The sequence below is a fragment of the Pseudomonas endophytica genome (assembly GCF_001411475.1).
In the GTDB taxonomy this organism is placed as follows: Bacteria; Pseudomonadota; Gammaproteobacteria; order Pseudomonadales; family Pseudomonadaceae; genus Aquipseudomonas; species Aquipseudomonas endophytica.
The window spans coordinates 154211-164699 of sequence record NZ_LLWH01000112.1; the positions used below are offsets into that span (position 1 = coordinate 154211).

10 protein-coding genes are annotated in these 10489 nt (G+C 54.1%); 3 read left to right on the top strand and 7 right to left on the bottom strand.

Going from position 1 to position 10489, the window contains the following annotated elements; translation table 11 throughout:
• Positions 1–20: 20 nt before the first annotated feature.
• Positions 21–1718, bottom strand: a complete 1698-nt coding sequence (locus AQS70_RS09075) for a glutamine--tRNA ligase/YqeY domain fusion protein (protein WP_055102476.1) — start codon at positions 1716–1718, stop codon at positions 21–23.
• Positions 1719–1992: 274 nt separating this feature from the next.
• On the opposite strand from AQS70_RS09075, the gene AQS70_RS09080 reads away from it, so the two are divergent.
• Together AQS70_RS09080 and lpxH are read left to right on the top strand one after the other, a co-directional pair.
• Entirely contained in the window at positions 1993–2496 is a 504-nt protein-coding gene (locus tag AQS70_RS09080) for a peptidylprolyl isomerase (RefSeq protein WP_055102477.1), read from the top strand.
• Positions 2493–3248, top strand: coding sequence for a UDP-2,3-diacylglucosamine diphosphatase (lpxH, locus tag AQS70_RS09085; protein ID WP_055102478.1), 756 nt, complete (start codon positions 2493–2495; stop codon positions 3246–3248). The genes AQS70_RS09080 and lpxH overlap by 4 nt, the downstream gene beginning before the upstream one ends.
• A gap of 125 nt (positions 3249–3373) precedes the next feature.
• On the opposite strand, the gene AQS70_RS09090 is transcribed toward lpxH, so the two are convergent.
• The 5 genes from AQS70_RS09090 to AQS70_RS09110 all read right to left on the bottom strand — a co-directional run bounded on the left by AQS70_RS09090 (position 3374) and on the right by AQS70_RS09110 (position 8928).
• Entirely contained in the window at positions 3374–4903 is a 1530-nt protein-coding gene (locus AQS70_RS09090; RefSeq protein ID WP_055102479.1) for a DHA2 family efflux MFS transporter permease subunit, read from the bottom strand.
• Between the two features lie 63 nt (positions 4904–4966).
• Positions 4967–6172, bottom strand: coding sequence for an HlyD/EmrA/EmrK family protein (locus AQS70_RS09095; protein WP_055102480.1), 1206 nt, complete (start codon positions 6170–6172; stop codon positions 4967–4969).
• A 15-nt stretch (positions 6173–6187) separates the two neighbouring features.
• Complete coding sequence (locus tag AQS70_RS09100) at positions 6188–7657, bottom strand: efflux transporter outer membrane subunit (protein WP_055102481.1); 1470 nt, start codon at positions 7655–7657, stop codon at positions 6188–6190.
• Positions 7654–8127, bottom strand: a complete 474-nt coding sequence (locus tag AQS70_RS09105; RefSeq protein WP_055102482.1) for a MarR family winged helix-turn-helix transcriptional regulator — start codon at positions 8125–8127, stop codon at positions 7654–7656. Before AQS70_RS09105 ends, AQS70_RS09100 begins: the two co-directional genes overlap by 4 nt.
• A gap of 192 nt (positions 8128–8319) precedes the next feature.
• A complete protein-coding gene (locus AQS70_RS09110) occupies positions 8320–8928 on the bottom strand; it encodes a MiaE family protein (RefSeq protein ID WP_055102483.1) in 609 nt (202 codons plus the stop codon).
• A 220-nt stretch (positions 8929–9148) separates the two neighbouring features.
• On the opposite strand from AQS70_RS09110, the gene AQS70_RS09115 reads away from it, so the two are divergent.
• A complete protein-coding gene (locus AQS70_RS09115; RefSeq protein WP_055102484.1) occupies positions 9149–10012 on the top strand; it encodes a universal stress protein in 864 nt (287 codons plus the stop codon).
• 52 nt (positions 10013–10064) lie between these two features.
• Here the strand turns inward: AQS70_RS09115 and AQS70_RS09120 are convergent.
• Positions 10065–10489: DUF1289 domain-containing protein (locus AQS70_RS09120; protein ID WP_055102485.1), on the bottom strand; the 425-nt coding region annotated here is incomplete at its 5' end.

The window sequence follows — 10489 nt, forward strand, 5'->3', positions numbered from 1 at the left end:
ACTTCTTCCTTAAAACTTGATCACTGGCCCCACGAATCACGCAGAGTCACGGTACGGTTGAATACCGGACGACCTGGCTTCGAGTCCTTGATATCTGCGCAGAAGTAACCTTCGCGCTCGAACTGGAAGCGGTCTTCCGGCTTTGCGTTACCGAGCGAAGGCTCAGCACGACAACCGGTCAGCACTTGCAGTGAGTCAGGGTTGATGTTTTCCAGGAAGCTAGCGCCGTCCTCAGCCTTTTCAGGGTTCGGCGAACGGAACAGGCGATCATATAGGCGGACCTCACACTCGACGCTGACCGCCGCAGGCACCCAATGCACAACCCCTTTGACCTTGCGACCTTCAGGATTTTTACCGAGAGTTTCAGGGTCGTACGAGCAGTGCAGCTCAATAATGTTGCCATCAGCGTCTTTGATTGCTTCATCGGCACGAATCACGTAGCTACCGCGCAGACGCACTTCACCGGCAGGCTCAAGACGCTTGTAACCTTTAGGCGGCTCTTCCATGTAGTCGTCACGATCAATGTAGATCTCACGCGCAAACGGCAGCACGCGCACACCCATGTCTTCTTTAGGGTGACAAGGCAGCTCAAGATTCTCGACCTTGTCTTCAGGGTAATTGGTGATGATCACTTTCAATGGGCGCAATACGCACATAGCACGGGGCGCACTGTGATCAAGGTCGTCGCGAATACTGAATTCCAGCATGCCGAAGTCCACCACACCATCCGAACGGTTGGTGCCCACCATGTCGCAGAAGTTGCGGATCGACTTAGGCGTATAACCACGACGACGGAAGCCCGACAGTGTCGACATCCGTGGATCATCCCAGCCATTCACGTGCTTTTCATCCACCAACAGCTTGAGCTTGCGCTTGCTGGTGATGGTGTAGTTCAGATTCAGACGCGAGAATTCGTACTGACGCGGCTTGCTCGGCACAGGCAGACTGTCGAGGAACCACTCGTACAAAGGGCGATGACCCTCGAACTCCAACGTGCAGATCGAATGGGTAATACCTTCGATCGCATCCGATTGACCATGAGTGAAGTCATAGTTCGGGTAAATGCACCATTTATCACCAGTTTGATGGTGGTGCGCGTGACGAATGCGATACAGGATCGGATCGCGCAGGTTCATGTTCGGCGAAGACATGTCGATCTTTGCTCGCAGTACACGCTTGCCGTCTTCGAACTCGCCCGCTTTCATGCGTGCAAACAAATCGAGGTTTTCTTCAACGCTGCGATCACGGAAGGGGCTGTTTTTGCCCGGTTCAGTTAAATTGCCACGGTATTCTTTAGCTTGCTCTGGGGTCAGGTCGCAGACATACGCCTTACCTTCCTTGATCAAGTAAACCGCCCAGTCGTGCAACTGATCGAAATATTGCGAGGCATAGCGCACCTCACCAGACCATTGGAAACCCAGCCACTTCACATCGCTTTCAATCGCGTCGATGTATTCTTGGTCTTCTTTAGCCGGATTGGTGTCGTCAAAACGCAAATGCGTGACGCCGCCAAACTCCTCGGCCAGCCCAAAATTCACGCAAATAGATTTGGCATGGCCAATGTGCAAATAGCCATTAGGCTCAGGCGGGAAGCGGGTCACGATCTGCTGGCATTTACCCGAGTCAAGGTCTGCCTGCACGATTGGGCGCAGAAAATTGGCCGGTACAGCCGGGCCAGCCTTTGGATTCAGAGTGGGGTCAACAGTGGGCTTGCTCATAGGATCCTTGAACGTAACGGGTGCGTGGCCTGTAACGACCGACTAAATCAAAGCGCCTATCATAGCCGATGCCGTCAAGCCACTGACAGAGCAGGCGGTCAATCAAAGCATTTGAAATGATGGCTTTTAATCCCCATATCGCAAAAACACCGTCGAAATGCAGTGCGGGCACGCTAAACTCTGCCCGCGGCTATATCTACCCAGCCCGCCTGGGCTGACGGTGTCAAACAGATTTCCCTAGCCTAACGAATTCACTGATAGAGCGATAACGACCATGTCACACGTAAAACTGACTACCAACCACGGCGACATCGTGATTGAACTGAACGCTGAAAAGGCGCCGATTACTGTCGCCAACTTCATTGAATACGTAAAAGCCGGTCACTACGAAAACACTGTTTTCCACCGTGTAATCGGAAATTTCATGATTCAGGGCGGCGGCTTTGAACCTGGCATGAAAGAAAAGAAAGACAAGCGCCCAAGCATCCAGAATGAGGCGGATAACGGCCTGTCGAACGACAAGTACACCGTCGCTATGGCACGTACGATGGAGCCGCATTCGGCTTCTGCGCAGTTCTTCATCAACGTCGCTGACAACAGCTTCCTGAACCACAGCGGTAAAAACGTCCAAGGTTGGGGCTACGCCGTATTCGGTAAAGTGACCGAAGGCCAGGACGTTGTCGACAAGATCAAAGGTGTTTCGACCACTTCTAAAGCGGGCCACCAAGACGTCCCAGCAGAAGACGTGATCATCGAGAAAGCCGAGATCATTGAGTGATACTACTGATTTCAGATTTGCATCTGGAAGAGGAGCGCCCGGACATAACCCGGGCGTTTCTGGATTTCCTGTCCCAGCGCGCGCGCTCGGCACAGGCGCTGTACATTTTGGGGGATTTTTTTGAAGCCTGGGTTGGCGACGATGCAATGACGCCCTACCAGCGCTCCATCTGCGAAGCGCTACGCGAATTAAGTGACAGCGGCACAGACGTGTTTCTGATGCATGGCAATCGCGATTTCCTGATCGGCCAAGCCTTTTGTAAGGCCGCTGGCTGCACCCTGCTTAAAGACCCGAGCGTTATTGATTTTTACGGCGAGCCGGTTTTACTGATGCATGGCGATAGCCTGTGCACTCGCGACGAAGCCTACATGCGCCTACGACGCTACTTGCGTAACCCAGTGACATTGTGGGTTTTACGGCACTTGCCACTGAGCACGCGCCACGCCCTAGCGCGCAAGCTGCGCAGCGAAAGCCGGGCGCAAACCCGTATGAAAGCCAACGATATTGTCGACGTGACGCCCGACGAAGTGCCTCGGATCATGGAGCACTTTGGCGTAAAGACACTGATCCACGGCCACACCCATCGCCCCGCGATACATAAATTGCAAATTGGCGACCTCGCGGCCAAGCGCATCGTACTGGGAGATTGGGACAAACAAGGCTGGGCACTGCAGGTGGATGAACACGGCATGCAGTTGGCGGCATTTGACTTTGTCACACCGCAGTTAGTCTTACCCGGCACGCCACTTTAGGCGTGAACTGATCTCGCGATCTTTTGGTTGACCACGGAGCTGCCGCAGGCTGCGATCTTTTGCGTTTGAAGATCGAAAGATCGTAGCCTGCGTCAACTCCTACGAAACGGGTTACATACCAAGCCCTAGTGACCGCTTGCTTCAGGCCCCGGCTTGGCGTTAAAAGGCGGTTTGGCGAGCCATACCAGCAAGATCAAGCCCATGAACATCCACCCCATCAACGTGAAATAGTCCACAGTCGAAAGCATGTAGGCTTGGCTCGTCAGCACCTGATCGAGCTGGGCATACGCTTGGGTACTCGCCCCGCCTAAGCCATCCAAGGCATGCCGAGTGATCGGATCGTAGGTGCTCATGCTTTCACTCATGTAGGCATGATGCTGATCCGCACGACGGATCCAAATCCAGGTCGTCAGGGACGCGGCAAAACTGCCGCCCAATGTCCGCAGGAACGTCGCAAGCCCTGCACCGTCAGCGATCTGGCTTGGCGGGAGGTCCGACATCAAAATGCTCAAAGTCGGCATAAAGAACAGCGCCACGCCAATCCCCATAAACAACTGCACCAGTGCGACGTGCTGAAAATCCACTTGGCTGGTGAAGTCGGCACGCATAAAGCAGCTCAGGCCAATGGCCAAAAAGGCGAGCCCCGCCAATAGGCGCAAGTCGAATTTATTCGAATACTTGCCCACAAAAGGCGACATCAATACCGGCAGAATACCAATCGGCGCCACCGCCAACCCTGCCCACGTTGCGGTATAGCCCATTTGGGTTTGTAACCACTGCGGCAAGATCAAGTTGATACCGAAAAATCCGGCGTAGCCCAACACCAATACGATGGTGCCAATACGGAAATTGCGATAGGCAAACAGACGTAGGTTCACAATCGGGTGTTTGTCAGTCATTTCCCAAATCACAAAGGCTGCCAACGCTACCACTGACAGCGCCGTGCCCAGCAGAATGAAGTTGGATTCAAACCAGTCCAAATCGTTACCCTTGTCGAGCACAATCTGCAGCGCACCCACACCGATAATTAGCGTGATAAGCCCCACGTAGTCCATTGGCTGACGCGTAATGACCACCGGGCGCGCCTTGAGCTGCTGACGAACCACCAGTACCGCAAAAATACCAATCGGGATGTTAATAAAGAAGATCCAGGGCCAACTGTAACTATCTGTAATCCAGCCACCCAAAATCGGCCCGGCAATCGGGGCGACCACCGTGACCATTGCCAGCAGTGCCAATGCCATCCCCCTTTTCGCTGGAGGGTACACCGCAATCAACAAGGTTTGCGTCATGGGATACAGCGGGCCGGCGACCAGACCTTGCAGCACGCGAAAGCCCACCAACTCTGGCATTGACGTTGAAATACCGCACAAGAATGAAGCCAACACAAACAGCATTGTTGCCCATAAAAACAGCTTCACTTCACCAAACCGACGGCTCAACCAACCGGTCAATGGCAAAGCAATCGCGTTACTGACCGCAAAAGAAGTAATAACCCACGTGCCCTGCTCCGAACTCACCCCCAAGTTGCCGGAAATGGTCGGCAGTGCAACGTTCGCAATGGTGGTGTCGAGCACCTGCATAAAGGTTGCTAGCGATAGGCCAATGGTGGCGAACAACAGGCTGGGCGGGGTGAAAGACGCGTTAGTGCTCATCGCAAATCCTTTAAAGCTAGGCGTGCAGCCCCGACAATGCGGCGGGGCTTATGGATTAGCGAATCAGCGTTTAACAGCGGGCGTACCCGCTACAGCGCTGTTGCTTTCAATCAAGCGGGTAATCAGAGAATCCGCTTCAGCCAACTGTTGCTCATAGACATTGGTCGTGAACATCGCTTGTTGTGGCGGCTGTTGCGCCAGCACCGGGCCGCTCTGGTCATGCAGGTTCACCTCCACGGTGGTCGACAGACCTATGCGTAGCGGGTGCTTAGCCAACTCGTCAGCATTAATGTGAATACGCACCGGAACGCGCTGAACGATTTTGATCCAGTTACCGGTGGCGTTTTGCGCGGGCAGCAGCGCAAAGGCGCTACCTGTGCCCGCTCCAATACTGTCAACCGTGCCGCTGTACTTCACGTCGCTGCCATAAAGGTCTGACTCAATGTCCACCGGCTGGCCGATGCGCATTTTATTCAACTGGGTTTCTTTGAAGTTCGCGTCGATCCACAATTGATTGAGCGGAATAACTGCCATCAATGCGGTTCCCGGCTGAACGCGCTGCCCTAATTGCACAGTACGCTTGGCCACATAACCGGTGACCGGAGCGATTAACGTCGTGCGAGCGTGTTCCAAGTAGGCTTGACGCAACTGAGCGGCGGCGGCCAATACATCCGGGTGATTCGCGATTGCGGTGTTATCGACCAGCGCGCTGGTGGTATCGAGTTGTTGCTCAGTGTTACGCAATGCACTTTGCGCAGAGGCTAGGTCATCCCGCGCATGAGACAGTTCTTCTTGCGAGATAGCCCCACTGGCGGCCAGATTTTTCCGACGGTTGTAGTTGTCTTGGGCTTTTTGTACGGAGATTTTTTGCGCAGCGACTTGCGCTTTAGTCCCACTCACGTTGCTAAAAAGACCGCGCACCTGACGTACCGTGCGGGCCAAGTTAGCCTCGGCACTCTGCAAGCCGACCAACGAATCGCTCGGATCAAAGTTGAGCAGCACCTGCCCTTCATGAACTAGATCGCCATCATCGGCGCCGATGCTGACGACCGTACCCGCTACCAGCGGAGTGATTTCAACGACGTTCCCATTGACGTAAGCATCGTCGGTGCTTTCGCTCCAGCGACCATATAACTCGTGCCAGCCCCAGACACCAAGGCCAACTAAGATGACCAAGATGGCTAAGCCACTTAGCCAAAGTTTGCGTTTACGCTGGCTCGCAGCATCCTGATCGTGTTGTGCTTCATTCGGTGTTTGTGCAGTAGCCATGACGATTACCTAAATTTATTCTGCCAAGGAGGCTTGAACGGGAGCGGCCGCAGCCGTATTGCCGAGCTCAAAGCCACCGCCCAAGGCTTGCATCAATTGAATCGAGAGATTGATCTGTTCAGCATTCAGGTCAGCCAACTGGCGCTGTGCCTGCAGCAATTGCTGCTCAATGCTCAGCACATCTAGATAACTGCCAATGCCCGATTCGTAGCGCTGCAATCCAGAGGCATACGATTGCTGAGCAATATCGGCGGCGCGCTGCTGAGTACTGACCTGCTCGCCCATGGCATCCAATTGCTCGAGGGTATCGCTGACATCACCAAGAGCCGCCACCAGCGTCTTGTTGTATTGCGCGACGGCTAAATCGAAATTGGCGTCTTCGGCATCCAGCCCGGCGCGCAAACGCCCGCCATCAAAAATCGGCAGAGAAATCGCAGGCGCAATATTCATAAAGCGGCTGGCTGAACCAAACAGCGCATCACCCAGCAATGACTGAGTTCCCGCTGCAGCGGTCAGGTTGAGGTTGGGATAAAAGCGCGTTTTGGCGGCTGCGATATTTTTACTCGCGGCCTCAACCCGCCAACGGGCCGCTACGATATCGGGACGACGCCCCAGCAACTCGGCTGGCAACGTATTCGGGACTGCGACTGCCGCAGGCGTTAACATTTTCGGCCTAACAATCTCAAACCCACGATCCGGGCCTTTGCCCAGCAACACCGCCAAGGCGATATGGGCACTTTTGACTTGCTTTTGGGCATTGATCACCTGTTCCTGAGAACTGGCTTCAAGGCTTTCGGTTTGCTGATACTGGTAGTGGCTGTCGATTCCGGCTTGCAAGCGCTGCTTGCTCAAATCAAGCATTTTGCGGGTGCGCTGGAGGTCATCTTTGGACAGATCTAGAACGCTGTAGGCATGCCCAAGGTTGCTGTAAGCCTTTGCCACATCAGCGGCCAGAGTCAGGCTTGCGGCATGGCCGTCCACTTCCGCAGCACGCGCCTCACCCAATGCAGCTTCCCACGCATCGCGCTGGCCGCCCCACAGGTCGAAGGTGTAATTAAACGTCATACCGATGTTACGCAATGTATCGTAACGACCGCCCGAGCCTGTCGGATCTTGGGAGCGAGACAGGCGCGACCGGGTCACATCAGCTTCTGCATTCAAGGTCGGCATACGTGCCGCATTGGCAGCCCTTGCTGCTGCCGTCGCCTGATGCACACGAGCACTGGCTATTTGCATATCTGGGCTATCACGCAGCGCTTCGTCGATTAGTCCATTTAGCTGTGTATCGCCCAAGCGCTTCCACCACATTTTTTCTGGCCACGCAGCAGGTGTCACACTGAGGCCATTCAGGGTTTGAGCCGCCTTGAGGCTTTTGGCATCCAGACGCGTGCCGTCGGTCACTAAGCCGCTGTAATTTGCGCACCCAGCCAACGCCAAGGCCACACACATCAGGCTCAAGCCTGTTCGTAGCGTTTTGTTGCTCATTTTTCACCCAAGCGCATGATGGTGATCGGATCCCCGGCCGCCAACAGTATTTTTTTAAGAATCTCTTCCAGTGCTTGCAGCTCTTGCGAGCTGATGACGCCAGCCAGTTGGTTCATTGCATTGGCACCAATGCTGGGTAACTGATCGGCCAAAGCACGCCCGTCAGCGGTCAGCATCAAACGGACTTGGCGCCTGTCTGCTTCTGAACGTTGACGAATCAAAAGAGCCTTCTGCTCCAAACGATCCAACATGCGCGTCATCGAACCGCTGTCCAAGGACAGGTGCCGGCACAACTCGGCGGGCGTATCAACCGCGAACTGGGCCATGATAATCAGCACTTTGAACTGCGCAGCAGTAATGCCGTAGGGCTCCATATGGCTGTCGAGGATGCGATCTTTAAGCATATTCGCACGCCCCAAAAGTAAGCCCAGGGTGCAGTTTTGAAAGGTATCGGGATGGAAGTGTTTCATCGGGGCACCGAAAAGCTGCCTAAGCAGTAATGTAACCAAATACTACTGCTTAGGCAGCTAATGTCAAGATTATAATTAGCTAGCTAACTATATCGACGATGCATTCGGTGAATGGCTGAGCGCCTGCTGCGGCGCTCAGATCATTGAGATCAGGTCATCCCATATGCGGTAGCGCTTAGGCTTTACTGGGGTTTAAGACTGCGCGGGGACACCGCTATGAAAGCGAAACTCAGTATCAGGTGACTCAATAAGGTCTTGCTCGGCTGCGCGCACCCGCTCAATGACTTGAGCAATGTCTTTGGCATCTCCGTATTGATAAGCCAATTTCAAGTAGCCCTGAAAGTGACGCGCCTCGCTCTTGAGCAAACCGAAATAGAACTTGCCCAGTTCTTCGTCTAAATGTGGCACCAGCGCCTCGAAACGCTCACAACTACGCGCCTCGATGAACGCCCCCACCACCAACGTATCGACTAGTTTTACCGGTTCGTGGTTACGCACTACTTTGCGCAAACCTGAAGCATAACGGCCTGCTGATAGCTGACGCAGTTCGACCTTACGCTTTTTCATCAAGCGCATAACCTGCTCGTGATGCACCAACTCTTCACGGGCCAAGCGCGACATCATATTGATCAAGTCAACATGCGAGTGGTACTTAGCGATCAAGCTCAACGCGGTGCTGGCCGCTTTGAACTCACAGTTTTTGTGGTCGATCAGTAGGGTTTCCTGATCGGCCAATGCCGCTGCAATCCAACCGTCAGGCGTACGGCAACCCAAGAACTCATGGATTTCAGGAAGGTTCATGCACGCGCTCCCGAACACTGGAGGTTGCACAACGGGCCGAACGTGTTTTGACAAATCGCTGACATGAGGCTCACAAAGACTGGACGAGGCGAAAGGCGTCGATTATACGGGCCCCATGCTACAGCACCAACCGCGCAGGCTGATTTGCATCAACGCCAAGGTGGCGGATGAGCAACTATAGTGGTTGCATCCGCCTTAGTCGTACATGGAGTGAACGGTCATGCAAACCATTCGTAGCTATTTGGTCGTTATCGAACCCCAGTTGATGGAAAGCCTCGCCCTCAAGCGGGCCAAGGAAATCGCCAGCATCACCCAAGCACATTTGCATTTACTGATTAGCGACAAAGAACACGATCACACAGCCTTACTTGATGTGTTAACGGGCACCCTCAAAAACGAGGGCTACAGCGTCACCTCGCGCCAGGCCTGGCACGAAAACCTGCACACCACCATCATCAAGGAACAACAAATCAAAGGATGTGGGCTGGTAATCAAACAGCACGTTGATGACTCCACCCTACGAAAAATACTGCTCACGCCCGAAGACTGGAAACTGCTACGTGACTGCCCAGCGCCGGTCTTGCTAGTCAGAACCTCTCAGACGTGGAAGAACAGCGTCGCACTCGCGGCCATCGACGTAGGCAACGGCGAAGAAGCCCACATGGCGCTGCACAAAAAAATCATTGATCGGGGATTGCGTATTACCAGCCTGACTCACGGAGAGTTGCATGTGGTCAGTGCGCATCCAGCACCCACACTGGCGGTGATGGATGCGACTTACCCAATAGAGACAGAGTACGAAGCCAGTTATATAGCAGCCAGCAAAGAGTTTCAGAGCCGATTTGACATCAGCGATGAGCGCATGCACGTCAAAGAGGGCCCGGCTGACATCATCATTCAACACGTGGCAAAAAAGCTCGGCGCAACAGTCACCATCATTGGCACGGTGGCACGTACAGGGCTATCCGCCGCCTTGATCGGCAACACTGCTGAGATCCTGATCGACAAGCTTGAATGCGACATTTTGGTCCTCAAGCCCGATGACATTGTTGAGCAGCTTGAGCAAAAGGCGGCTGATGCATAAACCTGACTGCCGCCGCCTCAAGCGGCGGCGACAGCGTTTTAGTGCGTCGTCGCTAGCGCCCCATCACATCCTTAAGAAAACCCGGCGCGATATACCGCTCATAATGGGCTTCGGACAAAAGGAAGAATTCCCGATCAATGGCGTCGCGCAGCTCTGGCAGCTCCCAATCGCGAAACTCAGGTAAAAGCACCATGCCGTACATGTCCAGTTGGTTGATCACTCGTGCGCCGCGGGCAATCAGCTGGTATGCCCAGCAATATTCAGACTGTTGCGGCACAAAGCGAATTTTTCGCGTCACTAACTGATTACGCAATGCTTGAGGGTCAAAGACCTCAACCTTGGCGGCCATAACTTGCACTAAAAGCTGCTCAAGCCGCAGCCAGACAGCCCGCTTTTCATCCTCGTTGTAACCGTTCCAGTGAATCCCTTCGTGATGAAACCGCTTGCAGCCACGGCACACGCGCTCACCGTAAACCT

What these genes read in the sequence shown, in the direction of transcription:
- AQS70_RS09075 (WP_055102476.1), bottom strand. Translation starts at nt 1,718, where the DNA reads ATGAGCAAGCCCACTGTTGACCCCACTCTGAATCCAAAGGCTGGCCCG.
- AQS70_RS09080 (WP_055102477.1), top strand. Translation starts at nt 1,993, where the DNA reads ATGTCACACGTAAAACTGACTACCAACCACGGCGACATCGTGATTGAA.
- AQS70_RS09090 (WP_055102479.1), bottom strand. Translation starts at nt 4,903, where the DNA reads ATGAGCACTAACGCGTCTTTCACCCCGCCCAGCCTGTTGTTCGCCACC.
- AQS70_RS09095 (WP_055102480.1), bottom strand. Translation starts at nt 6,172, where the DNA reads ATGGCTACTGCACAAACACCGAATGAAGCACAACACGATCAGGATGCT.
- AQS70_RS09100 (WP_055102481.1), bottom strand. Translation starts at nt 7,657, where the DNA reads ATGAGCAACAAAACGCTACGAACAGGCTTGAGCCTGATGTGTGTGGCC.
- AQS70_RS09105 (WP_055102482.1), bottom strand. Translation starts at nt 8,127, where the DNA reads ATGAAACACTTCCATCCCGATACCTTTCAAAACTGCACCCTGGGCTTA.
- AQS70_RS09110 (WP_055102483.1), bottom strand. Translation starts at nt 8,928, where the DNA reads ATGAACCTTCCTGAAATCCATGAGTTCTTGGGTTGCCGTACGCCTGAC.
- AQS70_RS09115 (WP_055102484.1), top strand. Translation starts at nt 9,149, where the DNA reads ATGCAAACCATTCGTAGCTATTTGGTCGTTATCGAACCCCAGTTGATG.